Annotated in this window: 24 protein-coding genes; 7 read left to right on the top strand and 17 right to left on the bottom strand. The window is 73.5% G+C overall.

Going from position 1 to position 20,075, the window contains the following annotated elements:
- Window positions 1–16: 16 nt before the first annotated feature.
- Window positions 17–727 carry a M50 family metallopeptidase gene (locus tag K330_RS0113700; protein WP_022922388.1) on the top strand — a complete coding sequence of 237 codons (711 nt, stop codon included), beginning with the start codon at window positions 17–19 and terminating at the stop codon, window positions 725–727.
- Between the two features lie 18 nt (window positions 728–745).
- Here K330_RS0113700 and K330_RS0113695 read toward each other — a convergent pair whose 3' ends face one another.
- Window positions 746–1,030, bottom strand: coding sequence for a WhiB family transcriptional regulator (locus tag K330_RS0113695; protein ID WP_040658156.1), 285 nt, complete (start codon window positions 1,028–1,030; stop codon window positions 746–748).
- A gap of 141 nt (window positions 1,031–1,171) precedes the next feature.
- Between K330_RS0113695 and K330_RS21330 the strand changes: the two genes are divergently transcribed.
- Window positions 1,172–2,452, top strand: coding sequence for a saccharopine dehydrogenase family protein (locus tag K330_RS21330; protein WP_022922386.1), 1,281 nt, complete (start codon window positions 1,172–1,174; stop codon window positions 2,450–2,452).
- An 88-nt stretch (window positions 2,453–2,540) separates the two neighbouring features.
- Window positions 2,541–3,167 carry a chloramphenicol phosphotransferase CPT family protein gene (locus K330_RS0113685; RefSeq protein WP_022922385.1) on the top strand — a complete coding sequence of 209 codons (627 nt, stop codon included), beginning with the start codon at window positions 2,541–2,543 and terminating at the stop codon, window positions 3,165–3,167.
- 39 nt (window positions 3,168–3,206) lie between these two features.
- Here the strand turns inward: K330_RS0113685 and K330_RS0113680 are convergent, their stop codons facing one another.
- The 16 genes from K330_RS0113680 to K330_RS0113605 form a co-directional block, all read right to left on the bottom strand.
- Window positions 3,207–3,926 (bottom strand): hypothetical protein, encoded by a 720-nt coding sequence (locus K330_RS0113680; RefSeq protein ID WP_022922384.1) that lies wholly within the window; start codon window positions 3,924–3,926, stop codon window positions 3,207–3,209.
- Window positions 3,923–5,047 carry an OmpA family protein gene (locus K330_RS22855; protein WP_022922383.1) on the bottom strand — a complete coding sequence of 375 codons (1,125 nt, stop codon included), beginning with the start codon at window positions 5,045–5,047 and terminating at the stop codon, window positions 3,923–3,925. The genes K330_RS0113680 and K330_RS22855 overlap by 4 nt, the downstream gene beginning before the upstream one ends.
- Window positions 5,048–5,102: 55 nt before the next feature.
- Window positions 5,103–5,714: a hypothetical protein gene (locus K330_RS0113670; protein WP_022922382.1), complete on the bottom strand. Its 612-nt coding sequence runs from the start codon at window positions 5,712–5,714 to the stop codon at window positions 5,103–5,105.
- 129 nt (window positions 5,715–5,843) lie between these two features.
- Window positions 5,844–6,038: a hypothetical protein gene (locus K330_RS0113665; protein ID WP_022922381.1), complete on the bottom strand. Its 195-nt coding sequence runs from the start codon at window positions 6,036–6,038 to the stop codon at window positions 5,844–5,846.
- Between the two features lie 147 nt (window positions 6,039–6,185).
- Window positions 6,186–6,821: a LuxR C-terminal-related transcriptional regulator gene (locus K330_RS0113660; protein ID WP_022922380.1), complete on the bottom strand. Its 636-nt coding sequence runs from the start codon at window positions 6,819–6,821 to the stop codon at window positions 6,186–6,188.
- Window positions 6,818–7,963, bottom strand: coding sequence for a sensor histidine kinase (locus K330_RS22850; RefSeq protein WP_022922379.1), 1,146 nt, complete (start codon window positions 7,961–7,963; stop codon window positions 6,818–6,820). The genes K330_RS0113660 and K330_RS22850 overlap by 4 nt, the downstream gene beginning before the upstream one ends.
- A gap of 22 nt (window positions 7,964–7,985) precedes the next feature.
- The gene (locus K330_RS21315; protein WP_229665839.1) at window positions 7,986–8,894 is read right to left on the bottom strand and encodes a type II secretion system F family protein; all 909 of its coding nucleotides are present in this window, start codon (window positions 8,892–8,894) and stop codon (window positions 7,986–7,988) included.
- A gap of 5 nt (window positions 8,895–8,899) precedes the next feature.
- Window positions 8,900–9,820, bottom strand: a complete 921-nt coding sequence (locus tag K330_RS0113645) for a type II secretion system F family protein (protein ID WP_022922377.1) — start codon at window positions 9,818–9,820, stop codon at window positions 8,900–8,902.
- Window positions 9,820–11,163 carry a TadA family conjugal transfer-associated ATPase gene (locus K330_RS0113640; protein ID WP_022922376.1) on the bottom strand — a complete coding sequence of 448 codons (1,344 nt, stop codon included), beginning with the start codon at window positions 11,161–11,163 and terminating at the stop codon, window positions 9,820–9,822. The genes K330_RS0113645 and K330_RS0113640 overlap by 1 nt, the downstream gene beginning before the upstream one ends.
- Window positions 11,160–11,492, bottom strand: coding sequence for a hypothetical protein (locus K330_RS21310; RefSeq protein WP_022922375.1), 333 nt, complete (start codon window positions 11,490–11,492; stop codon window positions 11,160–11,162). Before K330_RS21310 ends, K330_RS0113640 begins: the two co-directional genes overlap by 4 nt.
- Complete coding sequence (locus K330_RS0113630; RefSeq protein ID WP_022922374.1) at window positions 11,489–13,078, bottom strand: CpaE/TadZ family protein; 1,590 nt, start codon at window positions 13,076–13,078, stop codon at window positions 11,489–11,491. The genes K330_RS21310 and K330_RS0113630 overlap by 4 nt, the downstream gene beginning before the upstream one ends.
- Complete coding sequence (gene cpaB, locus K330_RS0113625) at window positions 13,075–13,803, bottom strand: Flp pilus assembly protein CpaB (RefSeq protein ID WP_022922373.1); 729 nt, start codon at window positions 13,801–13,803, stop codon at window positions 13,075–13,077. Before cpaB ends, K330_RS0113630 begins: the two co-directional genes overlap by 4 nt.
- The gene (locus K330_RS0113620) at window positions 13,800–14,690 is read right to left on the bottom strand and encodes a hypothetical protein (protein ID WP_156875814.1); all 891 of its coding nucleotides are present in this window, start codon (window positions 14,688–14,690) and stop codon (window positions 13,800–13,802) included. The genes cpaB and K330_RS0113620 overlap by 4 nt, the downstream gene beginning before the upstream one ends.
- A 46-nt stretch (window positions 14,691–14,736) precedes the next feature.
- Entirely contained in the window at window positions 14,737–15,132 is a 396-nt protein-coding gene (locus K330_RS0113615) for a hypothetical protein (RefSeq protein ID WP_022922371.1), read from the bottom strand.
- Entirely contained in the window at window positions 15,122–15,610 is a 489-nt protein-coding gene (locus K330_RS0113610; protein WP_156875813.1) for a hypothetical protein, read from the bottom strand. Before K330_RS0113610 ends, K330_RS0113615 begins: the two co-directional genes overlap by 11 nt.
- Window positions 15,610–16,824: a hypothetical protein gene (locus tag K330_RS0113605; protein WP_022922369.1), complete on the bottom strand. Its 1,215-nt coding sequence runs from the start codon at window positions 16,822–16,824 to the stop codon at window positions 15,610–15,612. Before K330_RS0113605 ends, K330_RS0113610 begins: the two co-directional genes overlap by 1 nt.
- Window positions 16,825–17,015: 191 nt before the next feature.
- Between K330_RS0113605 and K330_RS0113600 the strand changes: the two genes are divergently transcribed.
- From K330_RS0113600 to K330_RS0113585, 4 genes are read left to right on the top strand one after another with little or no spacing between them, the layout of a single operon-like run.
- Window positions 17,016–18,386 (top strand): hypothetical protein, encoded by a 1,371-nt coding sequence (locus K330_RS0113600; RefSeq protein ID WP_022922368.1) that lies wholly within the window; start codon window positions 17,016–17,018, stop codon window positions 18,384–18,386.
- Window positions 18,383–19,036 carry a hypothetical protein gene (locus K330_RS0113595; RefSeq protein ID WP_022922367.1) on the top strand — a complete coding sequence of 218 codons (654 nt, stop codon included), beginning with the start codon at window positions 18,383–18,385 and terminating at the stop codon, window positions 19,034–19,036. The genes K330_RS0113600 and K330_RS0113595 overlap by 4 nt, the downstream gene beginning before the upstream one ends.
- Window positions 19,033–19,710 (top strand): prepilin peptidase, encoded by a 678-nt coding sequence (locus K330_RS21305; protein ID WP_022922366.1) that lies wholly within the window; start codon window positions 19,033–19,035, stop codon window positions 19,708–19,710. The genes K330_RS0113595 and K330_RS21305 overlap by 4 nt, the downstream gene beginning before the upstream one ends.
- The gene (locus K330_RS0113585) at window positions 19,707–20,072 is read left to right on the top strand and encodes a DUF192 domain-containing protein (protein WP_022922365.1); all 366 of its coding nucleotides are present in this window, start codon (window positions 19,707–19,709) and stop codon (window positions 20,070–20,072) included. Before K330_RS21305 ends, K330_RS0113585 begins: the two co-directional genes overlap by 4 nt.
- Window positions 20,073–20,075 lie beyond the last annotated feature (3 nt).

Below are 20,075 nucleotides of genomic sequence, written 5' to 3'. Positions count from 1 at the left end.
CTGCTATCCCTGTCCCGTGATCGTCGACCTGTGGCAGCGCGCCACGACCACCCAGCCGCCGCTGCCGTGGACGTGGGCCCTCGCCCTGGCCGTCGCCGCGCTGGTCGTCACCTGGAGCCCGCTCGGCCACCGCCTCGTGCGGCACCTCGTGACGCTCCTGCACGAGGCCGGCCACGCGCTCGTCGCCGCCCTCGGCGGGCGCCGGCTCAGCGGCATCCGCCTGCACTCCGACACCTCCGGCCTCACGGTCTCCCACGGACGGACCCGGGGACCGGGGATGGTCACGATGCTCGCCGCCGGCTACCCCGCGCCCGCCCTCGTCGGGCTGGGCGGTGCCGCGCTGGTGGGGCAGGGGTATGCCGCCGGCTGGCTCTGGGCGCTGGTGCTCACCTGCGCGGTGCTGCTCCTGCTCGTGCGCAACCTCTACGGGCTGTGGGTCGTGCTCGCCACCGGGGCAGCGGTGGCCGCGCTGTCGTGGAGCGCCTCGCCGCCGGTGCTCTCGGCCGCCGCCTACCTCGTGGTCTGGTCGCTGCTGCTCGCCGCGCCGCGGGCCGTCGTAGGTCTGCAGCGGGGGCGGCGCCAGGTGCTGCGCCGTCGGAGCGACAGCGACGCCGACCAGCTCGCGCGGCTGACCGGTGTGCCGGCCGTGCTGTGGGTCGGGCTGTTCTGGCTGGTGTGCGTGGCGTGCCTGCTCGCCGGCGGCTGGTTGCTGCTCAGGACGGGCTGACGGCCGGCACGTGCCGGCTCAGGCACTCGGCCTGCGTGCCTCCGCGGCGTAGTACTGCTCACGCTCCTCCTCGGTCATGCCGCCCCAGACGCCGTAGGGCTCCCGCACCCGCAGCGCGTGCTCCCGGCACTCCCGGATGACCGGGCACGCCTCGCAGATGGCGACGGCGCGCTGGTCGCGCCACCGGCGCGAGGGTCCCCGCTCACCCTCGGGGTGGAAGAACGTCTCGGGGTTGGTGGTGCGGCACAGGCCGCGGAACTGCCACTCCCACAGATCGGCGACGGGCACTGGCTCAGCTGTCATGACACACACTCCAGGGTCCGGGAAACTCTCTTCGGAAGAACAGAAACAGAGGATCGCGCGACCGGCAATCCGAAAGGACCCCAGGGCGTGAGGGCGTCGTCCCAGGTGACGCGGCGTGTCGCACGGGGGACGATGGCAGGCATGGACCGAGACGTGGACGTATGCCTGTTCGGAGCGACCGGGTTCGTCGGCCGCCTCGTCGCCGAGCACCTCGCGCGGGTGGCTCCGCCCGACGTGGTGGTCGCGCTCGCCGGGCGCTCGGAGGAGCGGCTGCGGCAGCTGCGTGCCGGGCTGGGCGGGCGCGCGGCCGACTGGCCCGTCGTGGTGGCCGACTCCTCCGACGCGGAGAGCCTGCGCCGGATGGTGGACCGCGCCCGGGTGGTGGTGAGCACGGTCGGGCCCTACCAGCGCCACGGCATACCCCTGGTCGAGGCGTGCGCGGAGGGGGGCACCGACTATGCCGACCTGACCGGGGAGACCCTCTTCGTGCGCGAGGCGATCGAGCGGGCCCACGAGACCGCCCGGGCGAGCGGGGCACGGCTGGTCGTCTCGTGCGGCTTCGACTCGGTCCCCTCCGACCTCGCCGTCCATCTGCTGCACCGGGCGGCGGAGGCCGACGGGGCCGGGGGACTGACCGACACCACGCTCCTCGCCCGGGCCCGGGGCGGCGTCAGCGGGGGGACGGTCGACTCGATGCGCGTGATGGTCCAGCAGCTGCGGGAGGACCCCTCGGCCGGGCGCGTGATGCGCGACCCCGAGGCGCTCTCGGGCGGGGTCAGCGGCGCGCCGGGGCAGGAGGACCCGTGGCGGCCGTTCGTCGAGGAGGGCACCGGCCGCTGGGTCGTGCCCTTCTTCATGGGGCCCTACAACACGCGCGTCGTGCGCCGCTCGCACGCCCTCACCGGCCTCGGCTACGGGCCGCGCTTCCGCTACCGCGAGCTCATGACGACCGGGCGCGGCGTCCGTGGCGCGGTCCGGGCCGCCGCCGTCATGGCCGGCCTGGGTGCGCTGGGCGCGGGCCTGGCCACGCCGGGCCTGCGACGGCTCGTCGACCGTGTGCTGCCGGCGCCGGGCGACGGCCCGAGCCGGGAGCGACGCGAGCAGGGCTGGTTCCGGATGGAGACGCGGACCACCACCGAGGACGGCACGGGGTATGCCGCCACCGTCGCCGCCCAGGGCGACCCCGGGTATGCGGCCACCTCGGTCATGCTCGGCCAGGCGGCGCTGGTGCTGCTCGCGACCCGCCGCGCCGGCAGCGCCGGGCAGGGCGGTGTCCTGACGCCCGCCGTCGCGATCGGCGACGAGCTGGTCGAGGCGCTCCGGGAGCAGGGGTTCACGCTGGAGGTGGAGCGGGAGCAGCAGGTCGCCGGACAGCCGGCCGAGCGCCGCGTCACCACCCCGCCCAGGAAGGAACGAGCATGAGCACGTCCCCGGGCCGCGACGGGGGGATGGGCGGGTGGAGCCCACCTCACGGCCCCACGCCCGGCCCCGATCGGCGACGATGACCTGCATGATGTCGCAGCACAGCTCCGGCGGGGTGGGGACGGTCGTCGTCCTCAACGGCCCGTCCAGCTCGGGCAAGAGCAGCCTGGCCCGTGCGCTGCAGGACCGGTGGCCGGGGCTGCTGCTCGACGGCGGGCTGGACCGCCACCTCGGCATGCTGCCGCGCGCCTACCTCGGGCCGTCGTGGTCGCACGTCTACCGCTACGCCTACGGCCCCGACGGGACGATCCGCGCCATCTCCGTCGGCCCCGCGGGCGAGCGTCTGCACCGCGGCATGCACCGCGCGGTGGCGGCGCTCGCCGGCTCCGGGTGCGACGTCGTGGTCGACCACGTCCTGCTCGAGCGACGCTGGGCCCTGGACCTGGTGCAGGTGCTCGAGGGGGTGCCGACCGTGCTGGTCGGCGTGCGCCTGCCCGCGGAGGTGCTGGCCCGGCGGGAGCGCGAGCGCGCCGACCGCACGCTCGGCCAGGCCCTGGCCCAGCTGCCGGCCGTGCACTCCCACGGCGGGTATGACGTGCAGGTGGACACCTCGGTGCTCACCCCGGACGAGGCGGCCGAGGTCGTCCTGGGCCGGGTCGCGGCTGACGGGGTGCCCACCGCGGCGGCGCGGTGGCGCCACGACCTGGGGTCCTGACCCGTCGGCCCGACAGACCCATCTGCCCCGGGTCGAGGGTCAGCCCGGCTGACCCACCGGCACGTCGGGGATCGGCTCGAAGCCGGGCACCTCGACGGTCAGCGTGTCGGGCGTGGAGCCTTCGCCGATCGGCCCGTAGAGGGCGCCCAGGATCTGTCCCTGCGGGGGCACCTGGGAGACGAGGTCGGAGCACAGGCACCGGAACCGCTCGGTGTCGTCGATCTGCTCGTCGTCCTTGGGTGCGTAGACGGTGGGCAGGGCGAACCGGTCGGCCGCGGGGTCCACGAGACGGATGCCGTCGACGAACACGGACTCGCCGTCGAGCGAGAGGGAGCGGTGCTGGTCGGGGGACAGCGACGTGGCCTGCGGCCAGCTGAGCCGCACCCGCAGCAGGTAGCCGCCGGAGTCGGTCCGGTCCAGCTGCAGCACGTCGAGGGCTGCGCCGTCCGGCAGCCCCTCCGTCTGCGCGGAGGCCGACGCGACCGGGGCGGCCTCGGCCTCCACGGCCTCGTCCAGCTGGGCCACCACGTCGTCCGGGATGAGCGGTGCCGCGACGGGCTCGGTCGTCACCGCGGTGTCGTCGGTGGTGGAGGCGTCGGGGGAGGAGGTCGAGGGCGGTGACGTCTGCGTCGTGTCCGGCGTCGAGCTGGTGGGCTGGGGGTCAGACCCGCCGCCGTCGCAGGCACCGAGAAGCAGCGTGAGCGCCGCGGCCAGGGCCACGGAGCGGGCGGTCGAGCGTGCGGTGCTGCGGTGGCTCATCGACCGCCCTCCTGGTTGGCCACGCCCTCAAGCGTGATGGTGACGCGCCGGTTGAGGGCGCGGCCCTGCTCGGTGTCGTTGGACGCGATCGGCTCGTGCCAGCCGCGGCCCTCGACCGTGAAGTCGACGTCGGGCAGGCGCCGGGACAGCTCCGCCTCGACCGACTGCGCGCGCTGCTCGGACAGGGTCTGGTTGTAGGCCTCGGTGCCCTGCCCGTCGGTGTGGCCGACGATCGTGGCCGAGCTGACCTGGGCGTCGCCGATCTGCTCGGCCACGTGGTCGAGCGCCTGGTCGGCCCTGGGGGTGATGTCGTACTTGTCGAACTCGAACAGGACGTCGGCCGCGACGTCGATCTGGCGCACGTCGCCGGAGTCGCGCTGGGCGACGGAGCCGTCGGTGGTGCCGGAGCGCTCGGCCAGCGTCCACACCGCTCCGAGGGTGCGGGCGTCGGCGGCGCGGGAGATCTCCTCCGCAGGGGGCGGGGTGGGCCAGCCCTGGCCGGAGGCGACCCACTGGTCTGCGGAGACCTGCGGCTCGGGCAGCGGGCCGTCCTGGACCGGGACGTCAGGCAGGATCGCGCCGAAGCCGTCCACGTGCATGTCCACGGTGGTGACCTCGTCGGGCAGCTCGGGGAAGACGGCGTAGACCAGCTGCCAGCCGTCGGAGACGTCCTGGGCCCGGGCGTCGTTGAGGCCCATCTCCGTGACGTTGGTGCACAGGCACGTCTCGGTCGTCTCGTCCAGGAGCACCGGGTAGAGCTCGCCGGTCTCGCGTGCCGCCAGCGAGGTCTCGGTGAACCCGGGCGGCCGCGTGAGGTTGGCGGAGCCGCCGCGCAGCTTGTGGGCCTCGCTGGTCAGGGACCGCGGGTCCTCGTCGGTGGGGCGGTGGCGGACGGACCAGTAGGCGACCGTGCCGCCGTCGATGCGCCACACGCCGTGGAGCACCTCGTCGAACCGGCTGAGCGAGCCGCCGGAGGCCGACTGCGCCGCCACGGCACCGACGACCGGCAGCGGGGTGTCGGTCCGCGCCGAGGCACCCTCCTCCGGGGTCGCCTGGGCCACGAGGGGACCGGTGAGCAGGAGCGCCGCAAAGGCAGCGCCGATCGTCGAGACCCTGGCCATGTAGTTGTCTGTCCCTCCCGAGTCGGAAACCGTCGTCAACCTTCGCCGACGGTCGCTACTGAGTCAACTTGGGCTCGATCGCGTCCTTGACCTGGCCCCACGGGTGCAGGAAGAATCGCTCGGCGGCGAACTTGAGGTCGAAGCGGTCTGCACCGCACTGCATCCAGGTGTAGCCCGCGCCCGTCGCCGGGGCCACGAAGGCCGGGTCGATGGTGCACGAGGCCAGGTCGAGGTCCCAGTGCGCCCGGGCGGCCTTGCGGCTGTCCGCGGCGCCGTCGAGCGGGACGTCGGCCCGGGTGGTCACCTCCACCTCGCCCCACTCGAGCATCCGGCAGCTCTCCAGGGTCGCGTCGTTCTTGCCGGCGTAGTCGGCCGCGGCAGCCCGCACCGGGCCCGGGCAGCCGCCGCTGGTGCGGACCATCCCGCGCAGCTCGCCGGCGTCGGAGAACCCGGGCGCGAAGTAGAGCAGGCCGGCGGCGTCGTAGGCCTCGGCCCCGGCGAGGGCGGCCGCGTCGGCGGCGTTCTGGTTGCCCTGCGCGCTCGTCGTCGCGACCGCCAGCCCGGCGATCCCCAGGACCACCGAGATGGTGAAGATCATCGAGACGAAGATCAGCCCCAGGTTGACGTGGCCGGACTCCTGCTGTCCCGGGCGGACCTGCTGGTCCATGGCCTGCTCCTCCCCGTTGTCACGCCGTCGACCTCCGTGGAAGACTGACGGCCCTGCCTCTCGGTGGGACGCGGCGGAGGGGCCGGACGACGGACCCGTCCGACCCCTCCGTCTGCGCACGGTCGCAGCTCAGCTGAACGTACCCTTGCCGGTGACCGCGGTCACGGCGCTGTCGAAGACACCCTTGATCGAGCTGCTCCAGGTCGGGGCGGTGGCCGCGAGCAGGGACACGATGACGACGGCGACGATGATGACGCCCAGGTACTCCAGGGAGCCCTGACCGGACTCACGGTCGAAGCGCTTGAGGAAGGTGGAGCTCTTCATGGTTCTGCCTCTCGGTCGGTCCGGGTCCCCCCGGTGCTGTCGTGCTGACATGTCTCACGCTATGCGCGTCCAGCGCCCGCGGGCAGGGTCCTGGGGCCCATCCTGGGCCCAACCCGGGCGGCCCACCCGCGTGGGCCCAGGGTCGGGTCAGGGGGTCTCGGAGGCTCCCAGCCACCAGCTGACCGCCTGGGCGCGGCCCACGACACCGAGCTTGGCGAAGATGCGGTTGATGTGGTTCTTGACCGTCTTCTCCGACAGGAAGAGCTCGGTGGCGATCTGCCGGTTGGAGCGGCCCTGGGCGATGAGCGCCATCACCTCGACCTCCCGCGCCGACAGGTCGTGGTCGGTGCGCACCTGGCTGCGCTGCTCCTCCTGGGCGAGGGCCACGACGGCCGCCGGGGAGAGCGTCCCGACCCCCCGTGCGGCACCGCGCACCGCCGCCTCCACGTCTGCGGGCTCGAACGCCCCGTGGACCAGGTAGCCGCAGGCGCCGGCGCGGATCGCCGAGCGGACCACGTCGGGGCTGTCGCTGTAGGTCAGCATGACCACCTTGGAGGTCTGGCTGATGACCTCGGCCGCGGCGACGCCGTCGCGCCGCGGCATGCGCACGTCCAGCAGCGTGACGGTCGGCTGCAGGCGGCGCACCATCTCGACCGCGTGGTCGCCGTCCCAGGCCTCGCCCACGACGTGGATGCCGTCGAACTGACCCAGCAGCGCCTTGATCCCCATCCGCACGATGGCGTTGTCGTCGGCGACGAGGACGCTGATGGGTCTGTCGGTCATGGCGAAACCTCCGTCTGGGCCATCTGCCACCGTGCCTCGACGGTGGTCCCCCGGCCTCGGGCGCTGTCGATCCGGACCCGGCCCCCGGTCCGCTCGGCCCGCTCGCGCATCCCGCGCAGGCCGAAGTGGCCCTGGCGCTCGCGAGCGGGCACGGAGCGCAGGTCGAAGCCCTTGCCGTCGTCGGTGACGGTGAGCACGAGCACGCCGTCCTCGTGCCGGAGGCGGACGTCCACCGTCGTCGCCGACGCGTGCCGCTCGACGTTCTCCAGCGCCTCCGCGACGATGCAGACCACCTCCTCGGCCTGGTCGGGCGGGAGGTCGGCGATGCCCGCCACGGTGGTGCGCACCTGCCGGCCGGGGGTGGCGTAGGAACGGGCGAGCTCGCCCAGCTGCTCGGCGAGGGGCCGGTCGACCTGGTGGCGTCGCAGCGCCCGCAGGAGCGTGCGGGACTCGTCGGCCGCGACGCGGCTGGCCGCCTCGAGGTCCCGGGCGATCGTGGCCACCTGCTCCGGCCGCCTCGTCGCCGCCGACTGCAGGGCGCTGGCCGCCAGGCTGATGCCGTTGACGGTCTTGCCCAGCGAGTCGTGCATGGCTCGGGCGAGCCGCGCCCGCTCGGCCTCCTCGGAGAGTCGGACCCGCTCGGCCAGGATCAGGTCGCGGGAGAGCTGCAGCTCGACGAAGGCGTGGCGGATCGTCCAGCCGAGGGCGGTCGAGCCGACGAGGGCGCAGGCCAGGCCCAGCGTGCTGCTCACCGGCCAGGGCTCCGTGCTGCCGGAGCCCAGGACGATCACCGAGCCGAGGAGCATGATCAGGCCGGGCAGGCTGAGCCACGGGGTCAGGGTCAGGCCGATGACGATGGCCGACACGGCGAGCACGAGCAGCCCCAGGTCGGCCGGCCAGTCCACGGACAGGTACAGGACGATGACGAGAAGGTCCAGGCCCACCAGCAGCGGGTGGCGGAAGTAACCGCGCACGAACCGGTTGTCGAGCATCGCCCAGGCGCTGATCACCGCGGAGAGCAGCAGCAACGCTGCGGCGAGCGTGCTCGCCGAGGGGGACAGCGCGGCGGTCAGCGAGCACGCGAGCAGGCGGAAGGCGAAGAGCGAACGGCATACCTTGAGGTAGCTCGTGTCGCTCAGCACGTGCGGGTCCTGGGCCCGCGAGTCAGAAGCCACCGAGGATCGCCCCCAGGTCGATGTCGAAGTCCATGCCGAAGAACGCGCCGACGAGGATGAGGATCAGGGCCGCGGGCACCAGCACCGTCGAGCCGACGAGGGTCACCCGGGGCGCGGCCTGGCCGGCCTTCTGGCGCAGCCGCTGGGCGTTGTCGCGTCGCATGTCCAGGGCGATCTGGTTGAGCGTCTCGGCGAGCGGGGCGCCGAGCTCCTCGGCCTGGAGGAAGGCGCGGACGAAGCGGTCCATCATCACCGACGTCGACCGGTCGCGCATCTGCTCGAAGGCGTCCCGCACGCTCGCGCCGTGGAGCAGCTGGTCCAGCGCAAGGTTGACGTCCTCGGCGAGCGCCCCGCCGAAGCGGGAGGCGACCCGGCGCAGGGCCGGTCGGAAGGCGATGCCGGCCGTCACGGTGACGGCGAGGATGTCGAGGAAGTCGGGCAGGTCCGCGTCGATCTCCTCGCGCCGCCGGTTGGCGGTGCCCGCCAGGCCGGACACCGGCATCACGAACGCCAGGACCAGAACCAGCGGGGCGAGGAACCACAGCCCGTTGACCACCAGCAGGACCGACAGCGGGATCATCAGCACCAGCCAGCCGCCGACGCGGCGCAGCACGGAGTCGACCGTGATGCCCCGGGGGCGGCCGGCGTAGTGGATGAGGCGGCTGAGCCAGCGCAGGGCCGGGCCGTCCAGCAGGCGGCGCAGGACCGGCACGAGCCGGCCGCCGAGCCGCTCCAGCAGCGAGAGCTGGCCGCGCGCCTCGCGCTGACGCTCCTCCTGCAGGAGGCGCAGGTCGCCCGCGTCGAGACCGTCGACGACGTCGCTGCGCACCATCCGCAGCCCGGCGACGAAGATGAGGAAGGCCAGCAGCGCCCCGAGGGCCGGCAAGCCGGGGATCATGTCGTTCACAGGTCGAGCCTCGTGATCCTGCGGATGAGGTAGTAGCCCAGCAGCATCAGCAGGCCACCGACGACGAGCGCGCCCTGGCCCACGATGTGCTGGGTCATCCGCTCGATCGTGCCCGGCATGATCAGGTTGAGGATGAGCAGCAGCCCGACACCCATCGCCATGATGGCGTAGCCGGTCGCGACCGCCTGGGTGATGATCGAGCGGACCTCCCGCTTGGTCTCCTTGCGGTCGTCCAGCATGTAGGAGATGTCGCGCAGCGCGGCGACCAGCGAGCCGCCGGAGCGGGAGGCGATCACCAGCGTGCTCATCAGCACCTTGACCTCGCGCGAGGGCAGCCGCTCCTCCACCTGCAGCATCGCCTCCTCCAAGGAGGCGCCGAAGCGCACCGCGGTGTTGATCCGGCCGATCTCGGTGCGGGCGGGCTCACCCATCTCCCGCTCGGCCACGGTCCAGGCCGTGCGGATGGACAGCCCGGCGTTCGTCGCGTTGGACAGGACCCGTGCCAGGTCCGGGATCTGCTCGACGAACCGGTCGCGGTAACGCAGCCGCTGCCGCTTGATCCACCACCGGATCGCCACCCAGCCGGTGAGCAGCCCGAGGACGGCGAAGACCGGCGCGACGTAGGTCCACAGCAGCCAGGGCACCAGCACGCTCAGACCGATCCCGACCATCAGCACGGTGCCGACGGGGTAGTTGAGCCCGGCCGTGCTCAGCTCGCGCTTGAGCCGGCGCCCGACCTGGGACTTCTGCAGCCAGTGCTCCAGGTCGGCCCACACCCCGGCGCCGGTGACGCCGTGCTGCGCCAGCACCTGACGACCGACGTGCGACTGGGCCCGGGCGTTGGTGATGAAGGCGTGCACGGACAGCAGCCCGAGCACGAGCGCCAGGATCACCCCGGCGAAGATCGCCAGGACCATCAGCCCACCCGCGGCTCGGGCGCCTCGGCGAACTCGGCTGGCGCCTGCTCGCCGCGCGAGCGCAGCCGGGTGTGCAGCGCCTCGGAGAGCCGGAACCGCTGGAACGAGGGCGTGTCACCGACGTCGTCCCACTCCATGATCGGTCGGAGGATGAAGTCCTCGCGCCGGCGGGACACCACCTGCGCGACCTCGGTGATCCGGCGCTGCCCGTCCGCCGAGCGGGTCAGCTGGACGATGACGTCGACGGCGGAGTTGACCTGGTCGCGCAGGGCCGCGAAGGGCACCTCCACGTCGCTCATCGTCGCCAGCGTCTCCAGCCGGGACAGCGCGTCGTCGGCGGTGTTGGCGTGCACGGTGGCCAGCGAGCCCTCGTGACCGGTGTTCATCGCCTGGAGCATGTCCAGCGCCTCGCCGCCGCGGACCTCGCCGACGATGATGCGGTCCGGCCGCATGCGCAGCGAGTTGCGGACCAGGTCGCGGATGGTGACCTGCCCCTTGCCGTCCACGTTGGGCGGTCGGGTCTCGAGACGGACGACGTGCTCCTGGGACAGGGACAGCTCGGCCGCGTCCTCGATGGTGACGATGCGCTCACGCTCGGGGATGAAGGCGCTGAGCGCGTTGAGCATCGTGGTCTTCCCCGAGGCGGTCCCGCCCGAGACGATGATGTTGAGCCGGGCCCGCACGCACGCCGCGAGCAGGTCGGCGGTGGGCCGGTCCAGCGTGCCGCGGTTGAGCAGCTCGGCCATGCCGTAGGCCTTGGGGAAGAGCCGGATCGTCACCGTCGGGCCGTTGAGCGCCAGCGGCGGCAGGATGACGTTGACGCGTGCGCCGCGGGGGAGACGGTCGTCGGCGGGCAGGCGGGCGTCCACCATCGGGCTGGACTCGTCGACGCGCCGGTTGACGGTGGAGACGATGCGGTCGATGGTCTGGAGCAGCTGGGCCTCGGAGGTGAAGCCCGAGCTGATCTGCTCGACCTTGCCGAAGCGTTCGATGTAGACCGTGTCGTGACCGTTGATCATCACCTCGCTCACGCTGTCGTCGCCGAGCAGCGGCTCCAGCACCCCCAGGCCGACCGCCTCGTTGATCACGGTGGTGACCAGCGCGGTGCGCTCGCGGTTGGCGAGGATGATGCCCTCGCGGGAGATCAGGTGGGTCAGGATGCGCTCGAGGCGCAGCTTGCGCTGGTCGTTGTCGAGCAGGGCCAGCTCCTGCAGGTCGACCTCGTCCAGCAGCAGCTGCTTGAAGCGCCTGACCTGCGAGGCCTCCCCGGCGGTGACCGTCCCCTCGCTCCCCGCGGCCGACCCGATCTGGCGCCCGAAGTTGGACCCGAAGCGCCGGCTCACGGGACGTAGGCCGTCCGCGAGGCGGTGGGGGCGTCAAGCCAGGGGATGACCGTGGGGGAGGTCACGGTCACGCGGACCCCGTCGCTGCCGAGGGTTTCGACGGACACGCCGAGGCCGCCCGGGGCGGACCGCTCGGCCGCTGTGGTGGGGCTCTGCCCGAGGGACCTGGCGCGTGCGGCGTCCCAGGCCACCCGCCCGGCGGCCTGACCGGCGTAGATGGCGCTGAAGAGGTGCAGGACCAGGGCCATGACGACGACGACGAGGCCGGCCACCGCGACGACCTCCAGGGAGGCCTGCCCACCCTCGCGCCGCACGCGCCGGGCGCTCATCCGCGCGGCTCCGTCGTGACGCCCCGGCTCACGTCGACCGGGACGGTGGAGGAGCCGGACCCGACCGGCGCGACCTTGATCCGCACCTGGACCTGGTCGCCCGCGTGGTCGACCTGCATGTTGCCGTGCACCCCGGCGGGCACCGCCTCGCGGGCCGCCTGCACCACCTGGCTGCTCGAGCTGCCCAGACTGGCCTCCCTCGCCGCGGCGTTGGCGGCGTGACCGGCCCAGACGAAGCTCAGCCCCATGCCGACCAGCTGCCACAGCAGCACCATGATCGCCACCGTGACCGGCAGCACGCCGACGGTCTCCAGGGAGACCTGGCCGGACTCGGCGGCCGCGCGGGCGGTCGCCGGGGCCGGTGCGGGTGGCTCCTTGCCGGGGCGGCGCCCGAGGACGCCCAGCCGGCGGGACGCCGCGGCCTCTGCCGGCGGGGCGGGCACCACGGCGGTCTCGGCGACCACCGCGTCCAGCGCCTTCCACCACGACTTGGGGGCGTTGTGCGAGGGCGTGCGGGTGTTGACCGCGGCCTCCAGCCCCCGGCCCAGCTCGGGCACCAGCACCTCCAGCCGGCTGCCCAGGACGAGCCGGTCGATCGTGCTCTGCTGGATCTCGGAGTCGCGGGAGTAGCGGTTGACCAGCACCGCGAGGTCACCCGTGCCCCGCACCCCGAGGTCGATCCAGGACTGCGACTGCCGCCGGGCGGCGCGCAACGACGGGACGTCGGTGGTGACGACCTGGATCACGTGGTCGGACATCTCGACCGCCGCCGCCTGCGCGGGCGTGACGTTGCTGCCCGCGTCCACGAGCACCACGTCATACATCTGCCGCAGCTGGCTGAGGATCGAGCGGATCGCCGAGGCCGAGACGACGTCGGCGTCGCGCACGTCGATGGGTGCCGGCAGGATGTGCAGCCCGCTCTCGTGCACCGCGACGGTGTCGCGGACCACGCGGTCGGTCATGTCGTCGGCGATCTTGGCCAGGTCGACGATGGAGACGCGGTAGCTGAGGTCGACGTAGCTGGGGACGTCCCCCTTCTCCAGGTCCAGGTCGACCAGGCACACCTGCTTGTCCTGGTGCTGCTGTGCCAGCCGCCAGGCGGTGTGCACCGTCAGGATGGTCGTGCCGACCCCGCCCTTGCTGCCCGCGAAGGTGACGACCCCGCCCTGCACGTTGGCGTGGTGCACCCCGCCGGTGAGGACCTCGCGCATGCGCTCGCCCCACTCGGTGGCGCGGGTCAGCGCGTCGTTGACCTCGGCCAGGACGAAGGGGTAGGCCAGGACGCCGCGGGCGCCGACCTCCAGCGCCAGCGACAGGGCGTCCTCGTCGCCTGCCCGGGTGGCCAGCAGCATCGGGAGGGCCGGGCGGCGGACGGACAGGTCGTGGGTGACGCGGGAGATCGGTCCCGGGGGCAGGTGCCGGTCGAGGACGAGCACGTCCGGGTCGTGGTTGAGGACGGCGGGGAGCAGCTCCTGGGTGCTCTCCGAGACGTGGACGACCTCGAAGTCCTCCAGCGCCTCGATGCGCGTGAGCAGGTCGGTCGTCAGGGTCTGGTCGGCGATCCCCAGGACGAGGCGCTTCTTCACGGCTGGAACCCTTCGTCGATGATGGCCTCGCCGCCCAGCTGGTCGGCGTCGAACTGGTTGATCTCGCCCTCGCGGTCCTGGGTGGTGCCGGCCGGCAGGCCGATGAGGCGTACCTGCTCGGCGAAGGTGCTCGCGTAGGTCACCGCGAGCGCGTCCTGCGGGACCAGCGCCATGGTGACCGGGATGACGTCCTGGATCTCACCGGTCTCGCGCTGCTCCACCTGCTGGGTGCCGCCGACGCTGACCACCCGGACGTTGCGGACCAGGATCCTGGACTGGTTGGCCAGCCCCGGCACCTCGGAGAAGACGGCGTAGACGTCCACCCGGTCGCCCGGGCGCACCCGTCCGGCGATGCCCGTCACGGCGTCGACGTTGATGGCGACCTCGCGCTCGTTGGGGTTGAGGTCGCTGGGCGGGACGAGGATGTCCATGGTCACCCGTGACCCGGCCGAGAGCGGGACCGCGATCGTGCGGCCCTCGATGTCCTGGACCGTCAGGCGGGAGGCCTCGTCGGTCCACTGGGCCGGGACCTCCACCGCCTCGACCCGGTCGGCCGTCAGCTGGGAGAAGGCGTTGAGGTCCGCGGTGGCCTGGTAGACGGTCACCATCGGGCCGACGCGGCGGTTGACGCTGTCGACGTAGGTGGCGACCCCCAGGAAGACGGCGATCGCCAGGCCCACCGACAGGACCATCAGGAGCACGCCTCGGCGCTGGCGGGGGTTCATCCACGGTCTCCTTGTGCAGTTGTCTGGGGCGCGAGGCCTCGGCTTCCAGGTGCTTCGCCCCACTGCGCGTGGCAGAAGGGGCACCAGTCCTCGACGGACACCCCGCAGCTGTCGCAGCTGCGCAGGCCGGGCTCGGGCTCGGGGGCCGGCTCCGCGGCCGACCAGCGCGGGCCGGCGAACTCGAAGCTGCGCTGCCGGCCCACGAGGACCTTGGTGCCGGCCGGCACGTCGCGGCCGCGGAGCTTCTCGGGCACCCCGGCCGCCCGCAGCGCCTCGGCGGGGAGCTCGGGCACCTCGCCGCTGAGGTAGACCACTTCGGCGCCGGTGAGACGTGCGGACCACAGGTCGGCCGAGGCGCGCTCGACCACGACGGGTTCGGCGCCGTGCGCGACGTAGCCGTCCTTGACCCACCACGAGCGGATGACGTCCCACCAGGAGACCTTCGCGCCGTTGAGCCGGCCGGGGCGGCGCACCCAGGCACCGCTCTCGGTCCTGCGCAGGAGGCGGTCCACCTCGCGGGCGGCCCGGCCCGGCTCCAGGCCGAGCCCGTTGACGTGCGCCACCACCAGGGAGGTGGCCAGCGGGAGCCGGTCGGTGACCAGGACCGCGAAGTGCCTCGACGGGTCGTGGGCCCGCAGCAGGGTCACCAGACGGCGCATCGCGGGCAGCCACGACGGCCGGCACACGAACAGCGTGTGGGTGGCCTCCGGCGGCGGGGTCGGGTCCGCGGGAGGCTCCGCCCCCGGGTCGGGGTCGGCTGCGGGCCTGTCGGTCCCGGGTGCCGGAGGTGCCTCGACCAGGCGGTTCAGCATCTGGACGGGGTCGTCGGTGACGGACGGCACGTCCCACAACGGATCCGCGCCGCACACGACTGCGACGAAGCTCACGGTTTCCCTCCCAGTGTCGTTCGGCAAGGTACGGCTCTGCGGTGCATCACGCAAACTCACCCACCATCGAGCTCGAGCGGGGACGTCGGCGGCGCAGGGCGACGACGAGCGCGAGGGAGAGGGCGGGGCCGAGGATCCACGGGACGGTGCCCAGCGTCAGCTCCAGGGCGGTGGCGTCCCTGCTCAGGAGCAGGTATGCGGTGAGGCCCGCCAGCAGGAGGGGCACGGTGAGGAAGCGCCGCAGCAGCTGGACGGGGGTGGCCGCCAGGCTGCGGCTGACCCAGGCGGTCGCCCCGGTCGCCGCGGCCGTCGTGACGGTGGTCGCGGCGGCGACGGCCGCCACGTCCTGCGCCCCGCTGGACAGGATCGTGACCGCGAGCATCCGGCCCAGCGCCCACAGGACCGCGCCGTGGAGCACCGCGGTGAGCAGGTCACGCCTCATGGCGCACCTCGATCGAGGAGAGGAACGAGCGGCGCAGGGAGGGGCTCCAGCCCTGCGAGCCGGTGACCAGGCAGACCGCGGTCTCGCGGTCCAGGGTGGCCGCCAGGAGCACGCCGGTGCGGACGGGCTCGGACGTGCTCCGCACCGACCAGACGCGGTAGGCGTCGGCACCGGACACTCCCTGCGGCGGCGTCCCGGTGACCGAGTAGCGGACGGTGCCCGCGGCGTCGGGACGCAGCGCGGTCGCCAGCGCCAGCTCAGGGGTGGGGGCGGCGCTGCGCCCGCGGATGGCGATCTCCATACCCTGCTCGCCGGTGGCGGCCCAGTCCCAGCCGGCCGGGACCGTGCCGGGGGACGCCCCGGCGGGCAGCACGAAGGTCAGCAGGCCGACACGCAGGCGCTGGTCCGGGGTGAGGGACGTCGACGTGGTCAGCGCGGCGGCCGCGGTGAGCAGCAGGGAGCGGCGGGAGACGTGCATCAGCACTGCACCTCCACGGCGACACGGTCGCCACCGGAGGGCTGCGGCCGCACGAGCGAGGTGGCGCCCCGCGTGCCGGGCAGCTCGCCGAAGGGACGGCGGTCGAGGAACATCTGGGTCCGGACGTGCTCGACGTAGGACTGCGGGTCGGTGTCGGTGCGCACCTCGGTGGCCACGGTGCCCGCGGCCGCCACCAGCCGGTCCAGACCGGACTCGCCGTCCTGGTCCCCGGCCGTGAGGAAGTCGAGGTGCAGGCTGGGCCCGCCCTCCGCCCCGAGCCACTCCTCGAACTCGTCCTGGTCGCCCTCGGCCAGCGGCAGGAGCAGGTGCACGACCCGCACCTGACCGCCGTCCTGCCAGGCCCAGGTGCCGATCAGCTCGGTCGCGCGCCCCACCTCGCTGCGGCCCCAGCGCACCACCCCGACCGCCCCGGCCCCGTCGGGGGCGGTCCCGACGGAGTCGACGGTGGTGTAGGTCACCGAGGCCTGGGTGTCGTCCAGCAGGCGCGCGGTGCGACCGGCGAGGTGGACCGCCCCGTCGGCGGTGCTGCGCGTGCGGTCCGCGCCGGTCGGGGTGGTGCCCAGGTGACCGACGGCTGCCCACGCCGAGGGGGTGAGCACCTCCTCGGCGCGCTCGGCGGCGTCGTCCGGCAGCAGCGCCGCCACCGCGGAGACGCGCTGGTCCAGGAGCGCGTGCTGCTGCTGCAGGGCGGCCACGAACTCGCGCTCACCCTCACCGTCGGGGAAGGTCCACTGGGCCTGCTGCGGGAGGTCGACTCCCGGCAGCAGCGTCGTCGTCGGCCACGGCGCGGGGGCCCACCCGTCGGTCGCACCCTCCTCGGGCACCTCGGGCACCGCCACGACCCGGATGGTGCCGTCGCGTCCGACCCACCGCTCGAGCTCGCCCCCGCTGCTGAAGCGGATGCGCTGGCGCTCCACCGTGGGCACCATCTGCTCGACGACCTGGTCCACCTCGCACAGCGGCACCGCGCGCAGGTCGGGCGCCGGCGGCTCGTAGAGGCGGGCGACGCAGTCGGTGACCCCCAGGCTCAGGACCCGGCAGCCGCCGGAGATGACGCTCTGCTGCCACGCCTGGGGCAGCAGGGTGAGGCCGGCGACGACCGCGAGCGACCCGGCCATGACGGTGACGGCACGGTCGGAGCGGGCACGCCAGCGCTGACGACGACGCACGCGGTCGATGTCGCGCACCGTCATGGGTCCCCCTCCTGGTCGTGCGGATGTCTCGGTCCTCTGCCCAGGCAAGCCTATGGGCGCCGCAAGCCCACTCCCGTGGGCCTGCAATGGGCCCCTGGGCCCAACCTGGCGCGGCTTAGGGTCGTCCTGGGTGTCCCGCCGCCGGCGCGGACGAGCCGGTCCGGGCAGGGCGACACGGGGAGGAGCCGACGGTGAGCATACGCAGTCGGGAGGCAGGCCAGACGACGCTGGAGTACCTCGGCGTCGTCATCGCCGGGGTCGTCATCGTCCTCGGCCTGATGCTGACCCCGGCCGGTCCGGCCGTCAAGGACGCGATGGACGAGGCCGTCTGCGCGGTCACCACCAAGGGCGCAGAGTTCGGCGGCGGGGGTGCCTGCACCGCCGGTGGCAGCCCCGGGGAGGAGGGCGAGGACAGCGAGGACGGCCCCGACTACGAGCCCGACTCCTGCACGGTCTCCACGGCCAGCACCACCCGCAAGGTCGAGGTGAGCATCGCGATCGTCGACCTGGGCGGGGAGAGCGGGGTCTCGATCGCCGAGATCCGGCACTCCGACGGAACCGTCGAGTACCACGTCACCAACGACCGCAAGGGCGAGGGCGGGGTCGGTGTCGGGATCGGCGGCAAGGGCAAGGGCGGTGAGGACGCGCCGGGCGCGGCGGCGGAGGCCGACCTGGGCATCAAGGGCAGCTACACCGACGGCAACACCTACCGGGTGGACAGCCTCGACGAGGCGCGCGAGCTGCAGCAGCAGCTGATCGACAACCCCTGGGCCGACGTGGGTAGCCCGCACAGCGAGACCGTGACCTGGGGAGGGGAGTTCAACGGTTCGGTCGACCTGGGCCTGGGCACCGGGGGGCAGCAGGGCGGCGGCTCGGGGTCCGGCTCCGGCCAGGGGTCCGACGGCGAGGAGCTCGGCGGCGGGTTCTCCCTCGACGGCTCGCACAGCTATGCGACCACGACCAACTACGAGACCGGTGAGACGACCTACGTGACGTCCTGGACCGGCAGCCTGGCGGGCAACGCCGACGCGGCCGAGGGCCTCAACTACGCGGGCGACTGGTCGGGCACCACCAGCATGGCGATCGTCCGTGACGCGAACGGCCAGATCACCCGGATCGAGCTGGTCACCCAGACCAAGTCGGGCTCCACGCTCACGGTCGGGGGCCAGGACGTCTCCGTCGCGGGCAAGCCCGGCGTCGACGTGGTCACCACGACGTCGCTGCCGGTCACCGACGGCAACCGGGCGGTGGTCGAGCAGTGGCTGGGCAGCACCGACAACTACGCCGGCTTCACGCCGCTGAGCACGATGTTCTGGAACCCGACCCAGGCCAACTCCGACCCGATGCAGAACCTGGTCTTCACCGAGGCGCAGATCTCCCAGGTCGGCATGCTGACCGGCGAGAACAGCTACGAGGTCGGCGGTGAGGTCAAGTGGGGCATCAAGCTCGGCGCGTCCTACCACTACACGGACGCGACGGGCGAGGTGGTCTCCGCCGAGTACGCTGGCGAGCCGGCCGGCGGTAGCCGTCCCTGGATCAACATGGAGGTGTGCTTCCCGTGAGCACGACAGCACGTTTCGTCCTGGTGCCGGCGGCGCTGGTCCTGACGCTCGCGCTCGGCGCCTGCGGGCCGGAGTCGGAGATCACCGATGCCGACGCGCCGTCCCAGAGCACCGGGCAGGCGGGCGCCGACCCGGCGCCTGCCACGGCCACGGAGAGCCGCGTGCAGGACCTGCCGGCCGCGACCGAGGCGCCGGACTCGACGGAGCGGGGCGTGACCGGGCGGGCGTCCGTGGAGGTGCCCGAGGGCTGGACCGAGCGCCGGTTCGACGACGCCTTCTCCCTGCGCTACCTGGAGGGGGAGGGCGCCCGCGACCCCATGCTGGCGATCGCCGGTGACTACGGCAGCTTCTACGGCGCCCGCGCCGCGGCCAGCACGCTGATCGCCCAGATCCAGGTGGGCACACCCGGTTTCACCATCCACTCCCAGGAAGACATCGAGGTCGAGGGCGCCAGCTCGGCGGTCCGTGTCGACTTCTCCTTCGGGACCGAGGAGGAGCAGGACGGCGTCTTCGACGCGATGTGGGTGGTCGCGGTCGACTCCGGCACCGGTGACACGATCGCCGTGGCCTACTCCGGCGGGGACGACCGGGTGGAGGACGAGGACCTCGACGCGGTCGCCGAGTCCGTGCGCATGCTGCCTGCCTCGTGACCCGCGGCACCTGGGAACCATCCACGGCGGTCACGGTCGGGGCGGCCCTCGCGGCTGCGCTCGTCGCCCTCGTGGTCGGTGAGGTCCTGCGCCGGCGCCTGTCGGCCCGTCGCTACCGCTACCCGCACGAGCGCGAGCTGCCCGAGCCGCGGCACGGGTGGATGGCTCTCGCGCTCGCCCTGTGCTGGGCGGGGCTGGTGTGGGCCCACCTGTCCAGGCCCGTGCTGCTCGTGGTCCTGCTCGCCGCCACCGTGCCGCTGCTGGTGCTGGCCGCGATCGACCAGGACGTGCACCGGCTGCCCGACCGGCTGCAGAAGCCCTTCTACCCCCTGCTCGCCGCCGGCCTGCTGGTGCCGGCCGTCGTGGAGCAGGACTGGAGCGCCTACGGCCGGGCGGTGGTCGGTGCCCTCGTGGCCCTGGTCGTCTACTTCCTCCTCGCCCTCGCCGGGCAGGGCGGGCTGGGACTGGGTGACGTCAAGCTGGCCGGCATCCTCGGGATGCTCTGTGCGTGGTTCGGCTGGCGGGAGCTGGCCTTCGGGCTGGTCGCCGGCTTCTTCGTCGGCGCCCTGTGGGGCCTGCAGCTGGTGCTGCGCGGCCGGGCGACCCGCAAGGACTTCATCCCCCTGGGTCCCTCGCTCATCGTGGGTGCGCTCGGCGTGCTGGTGCTGTCGTGACCGGACGGACCTTCGGGCCGGGCCGCGACCGTCTGCTCGTCGACGGTCGCGACGTCGCTGCCGTGCACGTGGCGACCACCCACCGTGAGAAGGGCCGGGGACTGCTCGGGACCGACGCCGTCGAGGGCGCGCTGTGGCTCGACGGTGCCTCGAGCGTGCACATGATGGGTATGCGGTACGCGATCGACGCGGCGGTGCTCGACCGGGACGGCGTGGTGCTCCACGTCGCGACCCTGCGCCCGTGGCTGGGGGCGACCCGCCCGCGGCGCTCCGGCCGCGCTGTCGTGGAGGCGCCGGCAGGCGCCTGCGTGGCCTGGGGGGTCGCGCCGGGCAGCCGGCTCTCGGTGCGCACGGCGGGCTGAGGC

Source organism: Ornithinimicrobium pekingense DSM 21552 (assembly GCF_000421185.1).
GTDB classification, from domain to species: Bacteria; Actinomycetota; Actinomycetes; order Actinomycetales; family Dermatophilaceae; genus Ornithinicoccus; species Ornithinicoccus pekingensis.
Note: the sequence above shows the minus strand (reverse complement) of the source record. Positions and strands in the feature narration are given on the sequence as shown.